Here is an 18,517-nt window from a genome sequence, read left to right as displayed (position 1 = left end):
GGCAACTCCTATCGGTCTAGCCCAGCGAGACTGGCTTGACTAACACGCGTGGCCGGAAAGCGGTCGTGACGATCAGGAAGGGCTGAATTTAGTGGCAGAGCAGTGCCGGCTTCTTGCGAAAAGCTCTGGAGTTTTTGCAGAAATCTCCAGGCTGCGGAACTTTCCTGCTGCCGGGGTACAGGATGAGCGAGGCTTTTGCCCCTGGTATCCTGCTTCGCGTAACGCGACTTAGAGCGGCGGGCGCGGTTTCTCGCCAAGCGATGTCGGTGGTGAGGCTCAGCCCTGCCGATAGGGCAGATAGCGTCGCGCATCTTCGGCGTAGACCAGCACGCCGGCGCGCTCCTGCTCGAGGAAATCCGCCACCGCCGCGTGCAGCCCCGGATGACGGAGGTAATGCCAGGAGCGGGTGAGCACCGGCTCGAAACCGCGGATCAGCTTGTGCTCGCCCTGCGCGCCGGCGTCGAAGCGCGCCAGTCCCTCGTCGATGGCCAGCTGCATGCCTTGATAGAAACAGGTCTCGAAGTGCAGCCGATCGAACTCAGCCAGACAGCCCCAGTAGCGGCCGTAGAGCGAATCGTCGCCGAGCAGGCTGAAGGCCATGGCCACCGGTCGTGAGCGCTGGCGGGCCAGCACCACGCGAATCGCCTCCGGCATGCGCTCGGCCAGCAGGCTGAAGAAGGCGCGCGTCAGATACGGCGCCTGACCGCGCACCTGGTAGGTGTTGGCGTAGCACTGGTAGACGAAGTCCCAGTCCGCCTCGCTCAACTGGTGGCCCTGGCGCCAGTCGAAGTCGATGCCCTGCCCCGCCACCTGCTCGCGCTCCTTGCGCAGCTGCTTGCGCTTGCGCGAAGTCAGGGCGTCGAGGAAATCCTGGAAATCGCGATAGCCGCGGTTGCACCAGTGGTACTGACAGCCGAGGCGCTCCAGCCAGCCGGCGCGGCCGCGCAGCAGGGCATCGCAGGCCGGTGTGGTGAAATTGATATGCAGGCTCGACAGCCCCTGCTGCTCCAGCCCGGCGCACAGCTCGCCCAGCAGTTCCACGGCGGCCTCGCCACGACCGAGCACCCGCGCACCGCTCACCGGGCTGAACGGCACCGCACAGAGCAGCTTGGGGTAGTAGGCAATGCCCGCGCGTTGGCAGGCGTCGGCCCAGCCCCAGTCGAACACGTACTCGCCGTAGGAATGACTCTTCACATACAGCGGCATGGCCGCCAGCAAACGCCCCGTGTCGTCGGCGATCAGCCGATGCACGGGGTGCCAGCCGCTGCGCCCGCCGACGCTGGCGCTGTCTTCGAGAGCGGACAGGAAGGCGTGGCGCAGAAAAGGCTGGGCGTCGGGCAGCAGCGCATCCCAGGAGGCAGGCTGCAGGTCGGCGAGTCGGTTCAGGGTCATGATCGGCATGGGCGCAGTCTGGCCTGTGCCGCTGGCGAAAAAAAGCCCCGCATGAATGCGGGGCCGGAAAGGAGGAGCAACTTAACGGGGATTACTTAGAACACGTACTGGGCGCGTACCACGAAACCGTCACCGCTGTCGTCGCCGTTGGCGTTCTCCTGGTTGTCGACGTCGGCCTTGACGTAGACGCCGCTGAGCTTGACCGCTTCGTTGACGTACCAGTTGACACCGAGATTGTGAACCTTGGCTTCGACATCGTCGGAGGCATCGATGCCCACGCTGTCGTCTTCGACGCTGAGGTTGTCGTAGCGGTAGAACACTTCCCAGGCGCCGATCTGCTTGTTCTCCGGCTTGACCGCGTCGAACTTGCCGAGCTTGTAGCCACGCGCTTCGCCGGTCAGGGTGTAGGCGAGCTGGGCGTAGTAGCCCTCGGCCTCGATGTCGTCGAACGCGGCGGCATCGGCTTCCATCTCGCGCTTGACGTATTCGCCCTGGACCGAGAACGGCCCCATGGCCCAGGCCGCTTCCACGCCCCAGGCGCTGTCGTCGTCGTAGGAGCCAGCCGGCAGGCCGTTGGCGCCGCCGAGCACCAGGCGGTTGCCGTTGGCGCCGGCGTCGTTGCCGCCGGAGGTGCTCACGCCACGCATGCCCAGGCGGCTGCGGATACGGCCGTCGAAAGCGGTGTCGGCGAGGTCGCGCTGGGCATAGTTCAGGCCCAGGTGCAGGACGTTGCCGGCTTCGTGCATCGGGGCGAACACGCCGCGCAGGTTGAACTGCTTGACGCTTTCGCCGTCGACGTCGTTCTGGTCCTTGGCGCTCAGGCTGAACGAGCCGTACAGCGAGTCACCGGCGGTGCCGGAAGCCTGGATGCCCAAGCCGTTCTGGTGGGAGTTGGTCCAGTCCACCAGGTCGTAGGCGGCGTTACGCTCCTGGGCGGTCACCCACTTGGAGCTGGTGGCCTTCTCCAGACCGAACTCGGGGTCGAAACGACCGACCTTGATCGACAGCGGCTTGAAGCCGTTGTAGGCGATGGAAGCCTCGTCGAAGTAGCCGTCTTCCGAGCTGCCGGCGTTGTGGGAGAAATCGTAGCTGATCGCGTAAGCCCAGTCGGTATAGGCAACACCGGAGATTTCCAGGAAGGCGCGACGGAAGTAGGCGGCGTCGGCGCTGGCACCGTTGACGGTGTAGAAGTCGTCGAACGAGCTGTAGTCGGCCTGCAGACGGCCACCGATCTTGAAGCCGAACTGCTTGTCGGCGGTCGCGACCTCCAGACCGCCTTTGGTCTTGATTACGATGTCGGCGCCGTCGGTGGTGACGGTGCCGGCGAAAGCCTGGGCGGAAACGACCAGTGCCAGGGCGCTGGCTGCGAAACCGGCGAAGTGCTTACGGATCATCGAGAAATTCCCCTGTTGAACTTTTAGTGTTGAAAACACCCGAGCGCAGGGCTCGTTCGTGCTGGGGGGAATCTTGGCGAGGGGTTATTTCAGCTCAGTTGCCGATATATAAAGATTTCATGACAACGGAACTTTTTTACTTCGATTGTCTATAAGTAGCGCTGCGCTCTGGCTCGCGGTTCAGGACGGCGCGAAGCGCGGCCCGAACAGGATGATGACGGCGCCCGCCAGGCACAGCGCCGCTCCCAGCCAGTCGCTGGCCAGCGGGCGGGTCTTCTCGATAAACGCCAGCCAGGCCAGCGAGGCGACTATATAGACGCCACCGTAGGCGGCGTAGGCGCGCCCGGCGAAGGCCGCCTCGACCCGCGTCAGGACCAGCGCGAACAGCGCCAGGCTGAGCAGCCCGGGCAGCAACCACCAGGCGCTGCGATCGAGCCGCAGCCACGTCCAGAAGGCGTAGCAGCCGGCGATCTCCAGCAGCGCGGCGAGCAGGAACCATAGATAGTTAAGCATCTTCGCCTCCTCAGCCGCGCAGCATGCCTTCGCGCTCCCAGGCGCAGCGCACGCGCAGGCCGCCCTCCTGCGGGCTGTGGAAGCCGCTGTCGGATTCCCAGCGAAAGGTGTGCACGCCATTGAGCTCGGTCTCCAGATGCACCACCGCGCTGGCCCAGTACAGACGCTTGAGCAGCGCCTCGAAGGCCTCGATCCACAGGTTCCACTCGTATTCCACCGCGCCGTAGCTGGCGCCGAAGTGGATCACCTGGGTCTGGTACAGCCCAGCCCCAGGCAGCTCGCAGAAGGAAAACATCTCGCGACCGAGGAAGGGCCAGAGCTCGCCGGCCGGCAGCTCGGTCAGCACGCCGTGGTTGGTTTCGCGGCGCAGGCGACGCAGCTCGGGGTCATCCGAGGGCCAGTCGCGGATGCAGCCATAGACGATGGATTCGGACTCCACACCGGCACTCCAGGAAAAACAGACCGCCTTCTAACACAGCCCCCGCGGCCAGGAAAGGAACTGGCGCGAATTCTCAGCCTTGCCGGCGCTTGCTGCGCCCCAGCAACCAGGCGATCAGCATCATCAGCACGGCCAGACCGGTGAGCGCGGCAAACGGCAGACGGTAGCTGCCGGACAGGTCGCGTGCCAGACCGGTGAGAATCGGCGTCAGGCAGGCCAGGCCATAGCCGGTGAACAGCATCATCGCGGTCCAGCGGCTGACCGCCAGCGGCGAACCGGCCTCGTACAGCGGCAGCACCAGCGACAGGGCGAACGAGCCGCCGAGGCCGAAGCCGATCAGCAGCGCCCAGAGCTCGGGCAGGAAGCCCGGCATGAAGCTGATCAGGGCCAGGCACAGGCTGCTCACCGCGCCACAGGCCAGCAGCAGCTGGTAACGCGCATCGAAGCGCTGCGCCAGCCAGGGCAACAGGAAGGAGCTGGGCAGGCCCATCAGCATCGAGATGCTCAACAGCGAGTTGCTGCGCAGCAGGCTCAGCCCGGCCTCGTGATAGCGCGCCACCACCCAGGTGGCCAGGGCGTAGAACAAGCCGGCCTGGAGGGCGAAGAAGGCGCTGATCAACCAGGCACGCGGCTCGCGCCAGGGCAGCCCGCCCTCCTGCGCCTGCTCGCCGCCGAGCTGATTGGGCAGGCGCAGCCAGAGCAGCACACCCAACACCGCGGGCAGCGCCCAGACCGCCAGGCCCAGGTGCCAGGCATCGCCGAACAGCTCGGTGGCCGGCGCGGTGAGCACCGCCCCGGCGGCGCCGCCGATGGCCATTCCGAGGGAATACCAACCCACCACGCGGCCCATCTGCCCGGCGAAATAGCGCTTGATGAAGCCCGACAGCAGCGGCCCGGCCACCGCGATGGCGGCGCCGAGGGCGATCGCGCTGCCGATCAGCACCGCGCTCTGGTGCGCCGCCAGACGCGCCGCCAGGGCCACGGCGATCAGTGCCAAGCACAGCAGGATGACGCGCTCGAGCCCCCAGCGCAGCGCCAGACGCGGCGCCAGGGGCGCGAGCAGCCCCATGCACAGCACCGGCAGCGCGGTGGTCAGGCTGATGAAGCTGCGACTGAGCGACAGCTCGGCGGCGATCCGCTCGATCAGTGGCGCGAGGGAGGTGATGCCGGGGCGCAGATTGATCGCCGCCAGCACCAGAGCCACCAATAGCAAGGCCCGGGGGACTGGTTTCACAGGTTATCCAAGATCGTGGCGCGGGCCCGCCACCCTACCCCTGCAGACCGCGCCGGGCAAGCCTGCCGGGGTAATTAACTGACCTTTTGGTCAGCTCAGCGATTTGACCTTGCCGCGCATCTTCTCGGCCATGGATGCCATCTCGTCGTAGAGCGCCTGCGGATTCTTCTGCTTCAGCGCCCAGGCCATGCGGCCCATCTCGTGCGGCAGGATCATGAAGCTGCCCTTGGCCATCTCGGCGTGGATGTACTCGGCGATGTCCGCCGCGCTGATCGGCGAGCCTTCCAGCAGCTTGCCGACCTGCGCCTTCATCGCCGGGGTCGGGCCGCGGAAGGAGTCCAGCAGGTTGGTCTGGAAGAACGACGGGCAGACCACGTGCACGCCGATCTCCTGCTGGCGCAGCTCGACCAGCAGGCTTTCCGACAAGGCCACCACGCCGGCCTTGGCCACGTTGTAGTTGCTCATCGCCGGGCCCTGCATCAGCGCCGCCATGGAGGCGATGTTGACGATCTTGCCGCGGCTGCGCTCGAGCAGCGGCAGGAAGGCCTTGCAGCCCTTGACCACGCCCATCAGGTTGATCGAGATCTGCCAGTCCCAGTCCTCCAGCGACAGCTCGCTGAAGAAGCCGCCGGAGGCGACGCCGGCATTGTTGACGATGACGTCGATGCCGCCGAACTGCTCTTCGCAGGCCTGTGCCAGCGCGGTCAGCTGGCTGTAGTCGCGCACGTCGCAACGGCGGGTGAAACCGTCGCCGCCTGCCTCGCGCACCAGCTTGAGGGTTTCCGCCAGGCCAGCCTCGTTGACGTCGGCCAGCGCCAGTCGCCAGCCATCGCGCGCCCAGCGCAGGGCGATCTCGCGTCCCAGACCGGAACCAGCGCCGGTAATCATCATGCGGTTTTGCATAGCAGGCCTGCCTTGTAGTGTGCGGTTGCAATGGCGGCAGTGTAGCGAAGGGAATGGTGCCGCCGGCCCTTCATTCGACTTATGAATAGGCCGGGCAAATCGGCATTACGAGCGATGTCGCCAGCGCCACAGCAGCCAGGCGTAGACTGCGCCGTTGACCAGCAACACCAGCGCGCCGAGCCATAGCTGGATCTGCGGCGTCAAACCGGCCGGATAGATCAGCGGGATCAGATAATGCTCGACGAAGCCGCCGTCGTAGCCCGCCTGCCCCGCCGCGCGGCGCAGCTGGTTTTCCCAGGGCGTCAGCGGGCACAGCAGGTGAAAGAACTCCACCACCGCGCCCCAGGCCACCGCCGACAGATGCAGCCAGACCAGGCGCGGCCAGCGCAGCAGCAACAGGCCGCCCAGCAGCACGAAGAGGATGAAGCCCAGGTGCAGCAGCACCAGCGCATCGGCGGCCAGGCGCTGCAGCATCAGTCCACCACGAACAGCCGGGCGCCGCTCGGCGCCGAGGAGCGGTGCGCCTCGGCGCCATCGGCGACCTGATAGCTCATTCCCGGCTCGAGCACGAATACCCGGCCGTCTTCCAGTTCGGTATGCAACGCCCCCTCCAGACACAGCAGCACATGGCCCTTGTGGCACCAGTGATCGGCCAGGTAGCCGGGCGAGTACTCGACCATACGCACCCGCAGCGCGCCGAATCGGCAGGTGCGCCAGTACGCCATGCCGCGCTCGCCGGGATGCTCGCTGCGCGGCAGCGCGGCCCAGTCGGTGACGCCGAAGGGAATATCGCGGATCTGCATGTCGAGGAGTCCTTTCAACAGGGCGCCCCACCATAGCGCAGCGCGACGAGGCAACGAAGTGAATAGGGCCGCGCTTTCAGTAGAGGAAAATTCATGCAGCCTGGCTATCGACATCATGCACAAGCCATATTTCCCCGCCTCGGCTGCGGCCGCTAGCCTGCTATTCGATACGAAACGATTCTCATCGAGGTGCATCATGCTCAAGACCCTGACCTTCACCGTCATGCACTTCTGCATCGCCTTCGGCGTGGCCTATGTCCTCACCGGCAGCATCGCCGTCAGCGGCCTGCTGGCGGCGGTCGAGCCGCTGTGCAACTCGGTGGGCTTCTACTTCCACGAGAAACTCTGGGCGCGCCTGACAGCGAAGAAACACGCCTCCGCCATTCCCAAACACGCCTGGCTGCATCACCACGCCTGAGGCCAGGCTTGCCATGGCCCCCGGCTCTCGCGGCATACTCGGCGGCACCACCAAGGAGCCGCCATGTCCAAGCTGAGCCTGCGCCCCGCGCAACCCGCCGATATTTCGCTGATTCTCGACTTCATCCAGGAGCTGGCCGAGTACGAGCGACTCAGCCACCAGGTGGTCGCCGACCCGCTGCAGATGACCGAGCACCTGTTCGGCCCGCGCCCCTTCGCCGAAGTGCTGATCGGCGAGGTGGACGGCGAGGCCGCCGGCTTCGCCCTGTTCTTCCACAACTATTCCACCTTCCTCGGCCGCCCCGGGCTGTACCTGGAAGACCTCTACGTGCGTCCCAGCGCGCGCGGCGCGGGCCTCGGCAAGGCGCTGCTGGCCGAGCTGGCGCGCCTGGCGGTGGCCCGCGGCTGCGGCCGCCTGGAATGGTCGGTGCTGGACTGGAACACGCCGGCCATCGGCTTCTACCAGAAGCTCGGGGCCACCGCGCAGGACGACTGGACCGTCTACCGCCTGACCGGCGAGGCGCTGGCAGCACTGGCCACCTCGCCTCGATAGACGGCCCCTGGCACTTTGCCCGACTCGTCGTTGTCATAAGCGGGCTGTTCAATCGAGACGCTCTCTCACAAGGGACTTCATGCATGCCCAGCCTTGCCCGACTCGCCGCCCTGTGCGGCGGCCTGCTCCTCTGCACCGGTGCCGGCGCGGTGGATGTGGACGCCGAAAGCTACGGTTTTCCGCTGACCAACCCGTTCGAGGCGACCATCGCCACCACCCCGCCGGAACTGCGTCCGACGCTGCCGGCGGATGGTGATATCGACCAGCGCGACCATGCCGTGCGCATTCGCCCGGATCGCGAGTTCGAGCTGCTGGACAACTTCTGGCCGGTGACCAAGATGCAGTACCGCCTGGCCCGGCAGGAAGGCCGCGCGCCGCTGATCTTCATCATCGCCGGCACCGGCGCTCACTACGCCAGCGGCACCCCGGAATACCTGAAGCGGCTGTTCTACGGCGCCGGTTATCACGTGGTGCAACTGTCCTCGCCGACCAGCTACGACTTCATGGCCTCGGCCTCGCGCTTCGCCACCCCGGGCTACACCCCGGACGATGCCGACGACCTCTACCGCGCCATGCAGGCGGTACGCGCCCAGCACCCCGACCTGGACGTCAGCGAATACCACCTCACCGGCTACAGCCTCGGCGGCCTGCATGCGGCCTTCGTCAGCCAGCTCGACGAGACCCGTCGCGCCTTCGGCTTCAAGCGCGTGCTGCTGCTCAACCCGCCGGTCAACCTCTATACCTCCATCACCAACCTCGACCGCCTGGTGCAGACGCGGGTGCAGGGCATCGACAACAGCACCAACTTCTACGACCTGGTGCTCGGCAAGCTGACCCGCTACTTCAATGAGAAGGGTTACCTGGATATCAACGAGGCCATGCTCTACGACTTCCAGCAGTCCAAGGAGAAGCTTTCCGACGAGCAGCTGGCCATGCTCATCGGCACGGTGTTCCGCTTCGCCTCGGCCGACATCGTGTTCACCTCGGACCTGCTCAATCGGCGCGGCCTGATCACCCCGCAGGGCTATCGCATCAGCCAGGGCACCAGCCTCACCCCCTTCTTCCAACTGGCGCTGCGCTGCGACTTCGACTGCTACATCGCCGAACAGCTGGTGCCGATGTGGCGCGCCCGCTACGACGGCGGCAGCCTCAACCAGCTGATCGACCAGGCCAGCCTCTACGCGCTGGAGGACTACCTGAAAAGCAGCGACAAGGTGGCGGTGATGCACAACGCCGACGACCTGATCCTCGGCCCCGGCGACATCGGCTTCCTGCGCCGCACCTTCGGCGAACGCCTGACCCTGTACCCGCGCGGCGGGCACTGCGGCAACCTCAACTACCGCGTCAACAGCGACGCCATGCTGGAGTTCTTCCGTGGTTAAGCCCAGTCTCCTCATCACCACCCTGCTGTTGACCAGCGCGCCGGCCCTGGCCGGGCACCAGGTCGACGCCGACGGTTTCAGCAACCCGCTGCAGCATCTGCGTTTCAACCCCGGCCTGGATCAGCAGGAGTTCGAGCGCGCCTCCAACGACGCCCTGCAGGTGTACGACCCGCTGGAGTCGTGGAACCGCCGCGTCTACCACTTCAACTACCGCTTCGATCAGTGGCTGTTCCTGCCGCTGGTGAGGGGTTACCGCGCCGTCACCCCGGACCTGGTGGAAAGCGGCGTGCACAACTTCTTCGGCAATCTCGGCGAAGTGCCGACCCTGGCCAACAGCCTGCTCCAGCTCAAGGGCGAGCGGGCGATGAACAGCACCGCGCGGCTGCTGTTCAACACCGTGCTCGGCATCGGCGGCATCTGGGACCCGGCGACCCTGATGGGCCTGCCCGCCTCGCGCGAGGATTTCGGCCAGACCCTCGGCCATTACGGCGTACCGGCCGGGCCCTACCTGATGCTGCCGGTGCTCGGCCCCTCGAACCTGCGCGACACCGGCGGGCTGGTGATGGACTACAGCCTGGAGGGCGCGGTCAACTACCTGGGCGTGGCCGAGGCCAGCGGCGACAACCCCGGCATCGTCACGCTGCGCGCGGTGGATGAGCGGGCGCATACCGACTTCCGCTACGGCCAGCTCAACTCGCCGTTCGAGTACGAGAAGATCCGCTACTTCTACCACGAGTCGCGCAAGCTGAAGATCGCCGAATAGGCCGTTGCCCGGAGAAAATATCGATCAAACCGATATTTATTCCGAAGAAATTGCACCCATCGATCGATCCATCGGACGTAGCATGAGCCCCATCTCGAACCGATGGAGCCCAGATCATGACCCAGCCCCGCCGCATCCTCAGCATCCAGCCCGGCCAGCCGGCCACCGACGGCGCCGGCGTGCGCCTCAACCGGGTGATAGGCGGCCCCGGGCTGGAGCGCTTCGATCCCTTTCTGATGCTCGACGAATTCTCCACCGAGAATCCGGACGACTACATCGCCGGCTTCCCGCCGCACCCGCACCGCGGTTTCGAGACCATCACCTACATGCTCGAGGGACGCATGCGCCACGAGGATCACCTGGGCAACGTCGGCCTGCTCGGCTCCGGCGGCGTGCAGTGGATGACCGCCGCCCGCGGCATCATCCACAGCGAGATGCCCGAGCAGGAATCCGGCGCCATGCGCGGTTTCCAGCTGTGGCTAAACCTGCCGGCCAAGGACAAGCTGGGCGAGCCCGGCTACCGCGATATCGCCGCCGCGGACATCCCGCGGGTGACCACCGCCGGCGGCGTCCAGGCAGTGGTGATCGCCGGCCAGTTCGACGACGGCGAGATCCGCCAGGCCGGCGCCGTGCAGCGCCCGCATACCGAGCCGCAGCTGTTCGACCTGCAGCTGCCGGCCGGCGCTCGGGTCGCCCCGCGCCTGGCCGACGGCCAGCGGGTCATGCTCTACGTCTACGAAGGCGAACTGGAGCTGCCGCAGGCCGGCGCCCAGCCGATCGCCGCCGGACGCCTGGTGCGGCTGTCGGACGCCGGCACGCTGCAGTTGGCCAGCGAACGGGGTGCGCGGGTGCTGCTGATCGCCGGCACGCCGCTGCAGCAGCCCATCGTCCAGTACGGCCCGTTCGTGATGAACAGCCGCGAGGAAATCGAGCAGGCGCTGCGCGATTTCCGCGACGGCGTGCTGGCCTGAGTCGCCACCTCAGCCTCTCGGTTCGCGCAGCCGCCCATAGGCGCTGCGCCAGGCCTGCTGCTGCGGGTCCTGCCAGAGCCGCGCATGCAGGCGCGCCATGCCGTCCGGATCGTTGAGCAGGCGCCAGCGGGTGGCCTCGGCGTTGCCATCCGGGCCGGCGGCGAGGATCTCGGCGATGCGCGCCTCGCGCAGCGTCTCGGCCGGCGCCACCACCTTGGCGTGCCGGGCACGGGCCATGGCGCAGACCAGGGCGTTGTACAGCGGATCGACCGCCGCACGCAGAAAGCCCCGGCGCAGGGCCCGCGCGCCGTTGCGCCGCGCGTACTCGGCGGTGTCGCGCAACTCGCGCGGCACCTCATGCTCCTCGGGGATCAGGAACAACCTGGCGCGGCGTGCGGCGAGGCCGGGACCGGTGCGGCTGGTCAGCACCGAGACCAGCGGCGAGAGCACCAGCGACACGACGATCGGCGCCAGCCACCAGAGAAAGTCCGGATTGAGCCAGGCCACCAGCGCGGTCCAGGCCACGCCGGTCGCCACCTGCGAGCCATGCCGGCGCAGCGCCTCGCTCCAGGGCGTGGAGTCGTCGACGCGCTGCGGCGAGTTCCACTGCACCGACCAGCCGAGGAACGCGGCGGTGACGAACAGACTGTGGAACAGCATGCGCACCGGCGCCAGCAACACCGAGCAGGCCGCCTCCAGCAGCATCGACAGCAGCACCCGCAGACGCCCGCCGTGGGCCTCGGCGCCCTGGATCCAGATCAGCAGCACGCTGAGCAGCTTGGGCAGAAACAGCAACGTCATGGTCGCGGAGAACAGCGCGATCGCCTCCAGCGGCTGCCAGCGCGGCCACAGCGGGTAGAGCTGGTTGGGCTGCAGGAAGTACTCCGGCACCATCAGCGTGTGGATCGCCAAGAGGCCGGTGGACAGCAGCAGGAACAGCAGCCACAAGGGCGCCGACAGGTAGGACATGACCCCGGTGAGGAACACCACGCGGTGCACCGCGTGCATGCCGCGCACCAGGAACAGGCGGAAGTTCATCAGGTTGCCCTGGCACCAGCGGCGGTCGCGCTTGAGTTCGTCGAGCAGGTTCGGCGGCAGCTCCTCGTAGCTGCCCGGCAGGTCGTAGGCGATCCACACCCCCCAGCCGGCGCGGCGCATCAGCGCCGCCTCGACGAAGTCGTGGGAGAGGATCGCCCCGGCGAAGGCGCCGGTGCCCGGCAGCGGCGCCAGGGCGCAGTGCTCGATGAAGGGCTGGATGCGGATGATCGCGTTGTGCCCCCAGTAGTGCGACTCGCCGAGCTGCCAGAAGTTGAGCCCGGCGGTGAACAGCGGGCCGTAGACGCGGGTGGCGAACTGCTGCATGCGCGCGTAGAGGGTGTCCATGCCCGAGGCCTTGGGCGCGGTCTGGATGATGCCGGCGCCGGGGTTGGCCTCCATCAGGCGCACCAGGCGGGTCAGGCATTCGCCGCTCATCACGCTGTCGGCATCGAGCACTACCATGTAGCGGTAGTTGCTGCCCCAGCGCCGGCAGAAGTCGTCGATGTTGCCGCTCTTGCGCTTCACCCGCCGCCGACGACGGCGGTAGAAGATATGGCCGAAGCCCTCCACCTCGCGGCACAGCTCCAGCCAGGCCTGTTGCTCTGCGACGCAGATATCCGGGTCGTTGCTATCGCTCAGGACGAACAGGTCGAAATGCTCGAGCTGGCCGGTTTCGCGCAGCGACTCGAAGGTCGCGCGCAGGCCGGCGAAGACCCGCGGCACGTGCTCGTTGGCGATTGGCATCACCAGCGCGGTGCGCGCCTGCGGCGAGATCGTCTCGTCGCCGCAGCTGCTGGCCGAGATGCTGTAGCGGTCGCGCCCCTTGAGCAGCTGGAAGAAGCCCATCAGCGCGGTCCAGAAGCCCATCGACACCCAGCAGAACAGCAGGGCGAACAGCGCCAGGATGCTGGTCTGTACCACGTACGGCAGGATCTGCCGCGCCGACTCCTGCCACGGCTGCTCGAACACCAGGCCGAGGTCGACCAGCGACCAGCCCTGGTAGGGCAGCACCGACTTCATGTACCAGGTGGCGACCAGCGTCTGCACCAGCATCAGCAGCAGCAGGGCGCCGCGCCGCACGGCGGCGACATGCCGCCAGTGCGCCTCGCTGAAATCCTCGGCCTCGCGGGTGCGCGGCCGCGGCGCCGGCTTGTCGCCCCGCAGCCAGCGCCAGCCGCGCCGCAGGATGTTGGTCTGCCAGGGCTCGGGCAGCATGCGCGTGCGGCGGATCGGCGGCGTCGATTCGATGCTCGGCCGGCCCTGGTGATCCTTGACCAGGCGGCAGCCGCGCTCGAGCGCATCCGGCCAGCCGAGGGCCAGGCGCGCCGGCACCGACTCGAGCAGCTCGCGGGTTTCCCCGGCGGGTTGCGGCGCGGCCTCGCCCGGCGACTGCAGCGCATGGTGCAGTGCCGCCAGATCACCGCCGCCGGCCAGGCCGCGCGCCAGCGCCTGCTGCCGCTCGGCGTCGAGCGACAGTTCGTCGAGGTAATGGCGGATCAGCGTCGAATCGGAGAAGTCATTCATGGGCAGGCAGCTGGTAGCTCCAGGTTTCCGACAGGTTTTTGCCGTCCTCGACCAGCGCGGCACGCATTTCCACCGGCCGCGTCGGGTCCTTGACCTTGACCCGCAGCGTCAGGCGCCAGCCCTTGCTCACAGGGTTGTGGCGCAGGTTCTGCTCCACCAGCTCGGCGTTGTCGTCGATGCTGACCTGCGGCATGACCGGCGCCTCCGGCGCGCGCTCGGCCAGCGCCGGACCGACGAAGTCCACCAGCAGCGCGGTGCTGCCATCGGGGTGGCGGATCAGGTTGGCCTGCTTGACGTCGCCCTCGGACAGCCGGGTCTGTTCGACCCGGGCCAGTTGCGGGACGCGCAGCGCGGCCAGGTCGCCGCCGAAGTGCAGGCGGTAGGCGAAGTTCAGCGCCTCGCCCGGGGCCGGCTGCTGCGCGGGATGCCACAGGGCGACGATGTTGTCGTTGGTTTCGTCGGGGGTGGGGATCTCCACCAGTTCGACGTGCCCGGCACCCCAGTCGCCGAGCGGCTCGATCCAGGCACTGGGACGCAGCTCGTAGCGGTCGTCGAGATCCTGGTACCGGGCGAAATCGCGAGCGCGCTGCAGCAGACCGAAGCCACGCGGGTTGTCGATGCGATAGCTGCTGACATTGAGGCGCTTGGGGTTGTTCAGCGGACGCCACAGCCACTCGCCATTGCCGGCGTGGATGGCCAGGCCGTCGGAGTCGTGCAGCTCGGGGCGGTAGTTGGGACGCGGCCAGGGCTGGTTGGCGCCGTACAGGTACATGCTGGTCAGCGGCGCGATGCCGAGCTTTTCCACCGGCTCGCGCAAATAGACCCTGGCCTCGACGTCCAGCACGCTGGCGCGCCCCGGCCTGATCTCCATGCGGTAGGCGCCGGTGGCGCGCGGCGAATCGAGCAGCGCGTAGAGCACCAGGCTGCGCCGGTCCGGCTGCGGTTGCTCGATCCAGAACTCGGTGAAACGCGGAAACTCTTCACCGGAGGGCAACGCCGTGTCGATCGCCAGGGCGCGCGCCGACAGACCGAACACCTGGCCCTTGCCGACGATGCGGAAGTAGCTGGCACCGAGCACGCTCATCAGCTCGTCCTGCTTGTCCGCGCCGTTGAGCGGATGCATCACCTTGAATCCGGCGAAGCCCAGGTTCTCCAGCTCGCCGGCCTGCACCGGCAGGTCGGCGAAGTCGAACATGGCCGGCTCGTAGCGGATCTCGCGAGTGCCCGCAGCGGTGATCTCATTGATCTTCACCGGCAGGTCGAAGTGCATACCCTGGTGGAAGAAGTACAGCTGGAACGGGGTCTTGCCGTCGCGCCAGTGCGCCTGGTCCTCGCGAAAGCGCAGCTTCTGGTAATCGGCGAACTTCAGTTCGCGCAGCGCCGCCGGCAGACGGCTCTGCGCCACGCTGTACTCCTGGCCGGCCAGGGCCTGGGCCTTGACCGCCACGTCATCCAGTTCGAATGCCCCACTCTGCGCAGCCCACAACAGCCCCATCAGAGCGCCGGCCAGCTTGGCGGCCTTGCCCCAACGGTTATCACAACGACCTCTCATCGACACATAGCCTCCAGGGCGACAGGTACCGACACGCGACGGCCGGCCCCGGGGGCGCCGCCGCATGACGTTGAAATCGGGCAGGGAGTGCGTGGACGACGCGAGCGCGATGCAGACGGCCAACCGAACGGCGGCGCGCGCACGCACGGATCTGTTCTGCGCATTGTCAGCAGATCGCGCTGTCCGGCATAGGTGCCCGCCCAGGTATATGTTTGCCTCCTCGGGCCGCCTCTCAGTCGGGCGGCAATAGCTCGAAACGGGCCTCCCTTACCTGCGCCGAATCCAGCCCGAGCTGCACGCGAAACGCCCCCGGTTCGCTGACATGGCGCAGGTTGGCGTCGAAGAAACGCAGCATGCTTTCATCGATCTCGAAACGCACCTCGCGCGTCTCCCCCGCTTGGAGCTTGACCCTGCGAAAATCCTTGAGTTCCTTCACCGGTCGAATCACCGAGGCAACCTCGTCGTGCAGATACAGCTGCACCACGCTGCTGCCGGCGCGCGGACCGGCGTTGCTGAGCGTCGCGCGGACCTCGATCTTCTCGCCCGCGCGCATGCGCGTGGCCGACAGCTTCGGCGCGGACAATTCGAAGCGGCTGTAGCTCAGGCCGTAGCCGAAGGGATAGAGCGGGCCGTTGGCGGCCTCGAAGTATTGCGAGGTGTAGTTGCCGGGACTGCCCTCACGGTACGGGCGGCCCAGGCGCAGGTGGTTGTAGTGGCTGGGAATCTGCCCCACCGAACGCGGGAAGGAGATCGGCAGCTTGCCCGCCGGGTTGTGCTCGCCGAACAGCACCTCGGCGATGGCGTGGCCGCCTTCGATGCCGCTGTACCAGGTCTCGAGGATGGCGTCGGCGTTGGCCTGCTCCCAGCCCAGGGCCAGCGGCCGGCCGTTCATCAGCACCAGCACCAGCGGTTTGCCGGTCGCCTTGAGCGCGCGCAGCAGCGCCTGCTGGCTGTCCGGCAGGTCCAGGCGGGTACGGCTGGAGGATTCGTGCGACATGCCGCGCGACTCGCCCACGGCGGCGACTATGACGTCGGCCTGGCTTGCCACGCGCAGCGCTTCCTCGAGCATGGCCTGGGGGCTGCGCGGGTCCTGCTCGACCTCCGGCCGGTCCCAGTTGAGGCGGTTGAGGTACTCGACCACCCGCGCGTCGTCGGTGACGTTGGCGCCACGCGCGTAGAGCAGCTTGCCGCGCTCGCCCAGCGCGGCCTGCATGCCCTGGCGCAGGGTCACCGCCTGCTCGGCGCGGCCGCTGGCCGACCAGCTGCCGAGCATGTCGACCGGCGAATCGGCCAGCGGACCGATCAGGGCGATGCGCCCGCCCTTGCGCAGCGGCAGGGTGTCGCCCTTGTTCTCCAGCAGGACCAGGGCATCGCGCGCGATCGCGCGCGCCGCGGCGCGGTGCAGACGGCTTTCGGCGTTGACCTCGGCCGGATCGTCGGCGGCGCGGCCGATGCGCAGGAAGGGGTCATGGAACAGGCCCAGGTCGTACTTGGCACCGAGCACCGCGGCCACCGCCTCGTCGATGCGCGCCTCGTCCACCTCGCCGTCACGCACCAGGCCGGGCAGCTCCTCGAGGTACAGATCGTCGGCCATGCTCATGCCGACGCCGGCATTGATCGCCAGCCGCACCGCCTCGCGGCCGTTGGCGGCGACGCCGTGGCGCATCAGCTCGGAAATGGCGCCGTGGTCGCTCAGCACCACGCCGCGAAAGCCCCACTCGCGACGCAGCAGGTCGCGCAGCAGCCAGGCGTTGGCCGAAGCCGGCACGCCGTTGATCGCATTGAGCGCCACCATCACCCCGCCGGCGCCGGCCTCCAGCGCCGCCCGGTAAGGCGGCAGGTAATCCTGGTACATGCGCAGCGCGCTCATATCGACCACGTTGTAGTCGCGTCCGCCCTCCACCGCGCCATACAGGGCGAAGTGCTTGATGCTGGCCATGATGCGCTGCGGATCGTTCGGTTTGGTGCCCTGCAAGCCGCGCACCATGCGTGCGGCGATCAGCGAGACCAGCTGCGGGTCCTCGCCGAAACTCTCGGAAACGCGGCCCCAGCGCGGGTCGCGGGAAATGTCCAGGCTCGGCGCGAAGGTCATGTCCAGGCCGTCGGCGCTGGCCTCCAGCGCGGCGATCCGCGCGCTGCGCTCGATGGCGTCGAGATCCCAGCTGGAGGCCAGGCCGAGGCCGATGGGAAAGGTGGTGCGATGGCCATGGATCACGTCGTAGGCGAAGAACAGCGGAATGCCCAGGCGGCTGCGCAACGCCGCCTCCTGCATCGGCCGGTTGTCCTGGCGGGTCACCGAGTTGAAGGTGCCGCCGATGCGCCCGGCGGCGATCTCCTCGCGGATGCGCTCGCGGGTCATCTCGCCGCCGATGCTGATCAGCCGCAGCTGGCCGATCTTTTCCTCCAGGCGCATGCGCCCGAGCAGGTCGGCGATCAATACCTCGCGCGGTGGGGGCTCGGCGGCGCTGGCGATATGACAGGAGAGAATCAGGCTGCTGAACAGCAGATAACGCAGGCATGTCATCGAGAGCGGCATCCAGGCTGCGGGGAGGGAACGACCGGCGGACGGCCTTGCATGAACTTGCGCTTTTTCCGCCCGCGGGGCTGGCGGCAAGCCGAGGCCAGCGTAGCATAGCGACTCGAGGGGGGACGGCGATGGCGCAACTCGATCACCTGCAGGTATTCCAGAGCATGAGCCGCTCGGCCAACGCGCGCCTGCACGGCGGGGCCGAACTGGGCGAGGGTCTGGCCGTGGCGCGCTGGAGCAATGCCCACGATGCGCGCGACTACCTGGCGCCCAGCCATCACACCCTGTCCTGCTACCTGGCCGGCGGCACCGGCACCTTCCGCCGCGAACGGCCGGGCGCCAAGGGCGCGCCGGACAAGCTGTGCATCCTGCCGGCCGAGCACCAGTCGGCCTGGGTGATCAACGGCGGGATCCAGCTGGCCCACCTGTATGTCGAACAGGAGCGCTTCGCCCTCGGCGCGGTCGCCCTGCTCGACCGCGAGCCGCGCAGCCTGCAGCTGCAGGAGGCGACCTTTGTCGAGGATGCCGAACAGGCCGCGCGCTTTCGCCTGCTGTGCGCACTCGACTGGCAGGAGCCGGGCGAGCGCCTGCTGGCCAGCAGCCTGGCCCACGAGCTGCTCGACCACGCCCTGCTCACCCAGGTGAACCTGCGTCAGGGCCTGCGCCTGAAGGGCGGGCTGGCGCCGAACGTACGCAAACGCGTGCGCGACTTTATCGAACAGCATCTGGCCGAGTCCCTGACGCTGGGGCAGTTGGCCGCGCTCTGCGCCCTGTCGCCCTATCACTTCGCACGCATGTTCCAGGCCAGCTTCGGCCTGCCGCCGCACCGCTACGTGCTGGCCCGGCGCCTGGCGCGCGCCCGTCAGCTGCTCAGGCATTCCTCCCTGGCCCTGGGCGACGTCGCCCTGAGCTGCGGTTTCGCCAGCGCCAGCCACTTCAGCAACCGCTTCCGCCAGGCGCTGGGGGCGACGCCGGGCCAGTACCGCGCCGCCTTCGCATCCTGAACGCGATCCGTAGGAACCCGCTTGCGGGCGATTGCCTCTATCGCCCGCAAGCGGGCTTCTGCACAGTCGCCGCGACTGCACGTCGGCAATCTCGCCGCGGCGCCTGCT

At 67.7% G+C, this 18,517-nt stretch carries 17 protein-coding genes; 6 read left to right on the top strand and 11 right to left on the bottom strand.

Annotated elements, in window-relative coordinates; translation table 11 throughout:
- Window positions 1-276: 276 nt before the first annotated feature.
- From ACUTAF_RS04350 to ACUTAF_RS04315, 8 genes are all read right to left on the bottom strand, one after another.
- Entirely contained in the window at window positions 277-1,401 is a 1,125-nt protein-coding gene (locus tag ACUTAF_RS04350; RefSeq protein WP_445578824.1) for a GNAT family N-acetyltransferase, read from the bottom strand.
- 86 nt (window positions 1,402-1,487) lie between these two features.
- Entirely contained in the window at window positions 1,488-2,786 is a 1,299-nt protein-coding gene (locus ACUTAF_RS04345; protein WP_445578823.1) for an OprO/OprP family phosphate-selective porin, read from the bottom strand.
- Window positions 2,787-2,966: 180 nt separating this feature from the next.
- A complete protein-coding gene (locus ACUTAF_RS04340; protein ID WP_445578822.1) occupies window positions 2,967-3,299 on the bottom strand; it encodes a YnfA family protein in 333 nt (110 codons plus the stop codon).
- A gap of 10 nt (window positions 3,300-3,309) precedes the next feature.
- Window positions 3,310-3,738, bottom strand: coding sequence for a hypothetical protein (locus tag ACUTAF_RS04335; protein WP_445578821.1), 429 nt, complete (start codon window positions 3,736-3,738; stop codon window positions 3,310-3,312).
- A 73-nt stretch (window positions 3,739-3,811) separates the two neighbouring features.
- The gene (locus ACUTAF_RS04330; protein WP_445578820.1) at window positions 3,812-4,972 is read right to left on the bottom strand and encodes an MFS transporter; all 1,161 of its coding nucleotides are present in this window, start codon (window positions 4,970-4,972) and stop codon (window positions 3,812-3,814) included.
- 90 nt (window positions 4,973-5,062) lie between these two features.
- Complete coding sequence (locus ACUTAF_RS04325) at window positions 5,063-5,875, bottom strand: SDR family oxidoreductase (RefSeq protein ID WP_445578819.1); 813 nt, start codon at window positions 5,873-5,875, stop codon at window positions 5,063-5,065.
- Between the two features lie 105 nt (window positions 5,876-5,980).
- Window positions 5,981-6,349 carry a DUF2784 domain-containing protein gene (locus tag ACUTAF_RS04320; RefSeq protein WP_445578818.1) on the bottom strand — a complete coding sequence of 123 codons (369 nt, stop codon included), beginning with the start codon at window positions 6,347-6,349 and terminating at the stop codon, window positions 5,981-5,983.
- Window positions 6,349-6,678 (bottom strand): DHCW motif cupin fold protein, encoded by a 330-nt coding sequence (locus tag ACUTAF_RS04315; protein WP_445578817.1) that lies wholly within the window; start codon window positions 6,676-6,678, stop codon window positions 6,349-6,351. Before ACUTAF_RS04315 ends, ACUTAF_RS04320 begins: the two co-directional genes overlap by 1 nt.
- 196 nt (window positions 6,679-6,874) lie before the next feature.
- Between ACUTAF_RS04315 and ACUTAF_RS04310 the strand changes: the two genes are divergently transcribed.
- From ACUTAF_RS04310 to ACUTAF_RS04290, 5 genes are all read left to right on the top strand, one after another.
- Window positions 6,875-7,096, top strand: a complete 222-nt coding sequence (locus tag ACUTAF_RS04310; RefSeq protein ID WP_445578816.1) for a DUF2061 domain-containing protein — start codon at window positions 6,875-6,877, stop codon at window positions 7,094-7,096.
- A 63-nt stretch (window positions 7,097-7,159) separates the two neighbouring features.
- A complete protein-coding gene (locus tag ACUTAF_RS04305; protein WP_445578815.1) occupies window positions 7,160-7,648 on the top strand; it encodes a GNAT family N-acetyltransferase in 489 nt (162 codons plus the stop codon).
- An 83-nt stretch (window positions 7,649-7,731) separates the two neighbouring features.
- Window positions 7,732-9,030, top strand: coding sequence for an alpha/beta hydrolase (locus tag ACUTAF_RS04300; RefSeq protein ID WP_445578814.1), 1,299 nt, complete (start codon window positions 7,732-7,734; stop codon window positions 9,028-9,030).
- Entirely contained in the window at window positions 9,023-9,793 is a 771-nt protein-coding gene (locus tag ACUTAF_RS04295) for an MlaA family lipoprotein (RefSeq protein ID WP_445578813.1), read from the top strand. Before ACUTAF_RS04300 ends, ACUTAF_RS04295 begins: the two co-directional genes overlap by 8 nt.
- A gap of 116 nt (window positions 9,794-9,909) precedes the next feature.
- The gene (locus tag ACUTAF_RS04290) at window positions 9,910-10,764 is read left to right on the top strand and encodes a pirin family protein (RefSeq protein ID WP_445578812.1); all 855 of its coding nucleotides are present in this window, start codon (window positions 9,910-9,912) and stop codon (window positions 10,762-10,764) included.
- Window positions 10,765-10,773: 9 nt separating this feature from the next.
- On the opposite strand, the gene mdoH is transcribed toward ACUTAF_RS04290, so the two are convergent.
- The 3 genes from mdoH to bglX form a co-directional block, all read right to left on the bottom strand.
- Window positions 10,774-13,326, bottom strand: coding sequence for a glucans biosynthesis glucosyltransferase MdoH (gene mdoH, locus ACUTAF_RS04285; RefSeq protein WP_445578811.1), 2,553 nt, complete (start codon window positions 13,324-13,326; stop codon window positions 10,774-10,776).
- Window positions 13,319-14,821: a glucan biosynthesis protein G gene (locus tag ACUTAF_RS04280; protein ID WP_445582399.1), complete on the bottom strand. Its 1,503-nt coding sequence runs from the start codon at window positions 14,819-14,821 to the stop codon at window positions 13,319-13,321. The genes mdoH and ACUTAF_RS04280 overlap by 8 nt, the downstream gene beginning before the upstream one ends.
- Before the next feature lie 289 nt (window positions 14,822-15,110).
- The gene (bglX, locus tag ACUTAF_RS04275) at window positions 15,111-17,402 is read right to left on the bottom strand and encodes a beta-glucosidase BglX (protein ID WP_445578810.1); all 2,292 of its coding nucleotides are present in this window, start codon (window positions 17,400-17,402) and stop codon (window positions 15,111-15,113) included.
- Between the two features lie 131 nt (window positions 17,403-17,533).
- Between bglX and ACUTAF_RS04270 the strand changes: the two genes are divergently transcribed.
- Window positions 17,534-18,409 (top strand): helix-turn-helix domain-containing protein, encoded by an 876-nt coding sequence (locus tag ACUTAF_RS04270; RefSeq protein ID WP_445578809.1) that lies wholly within the window; start codon window positions 17,534-17,536, stop codon window positions 18,407-18,409.
- Window positions 18,410-18,517: the final 108 nt, after the last annotated feature.

This window comes from Pseudomonas sp. SP16.1, assembly GCF_052682975.1.
Note: the sequence above shows the minus strand (reverse complement) of the source record. Positions and strands in the feature narration are given on the sequence as shown.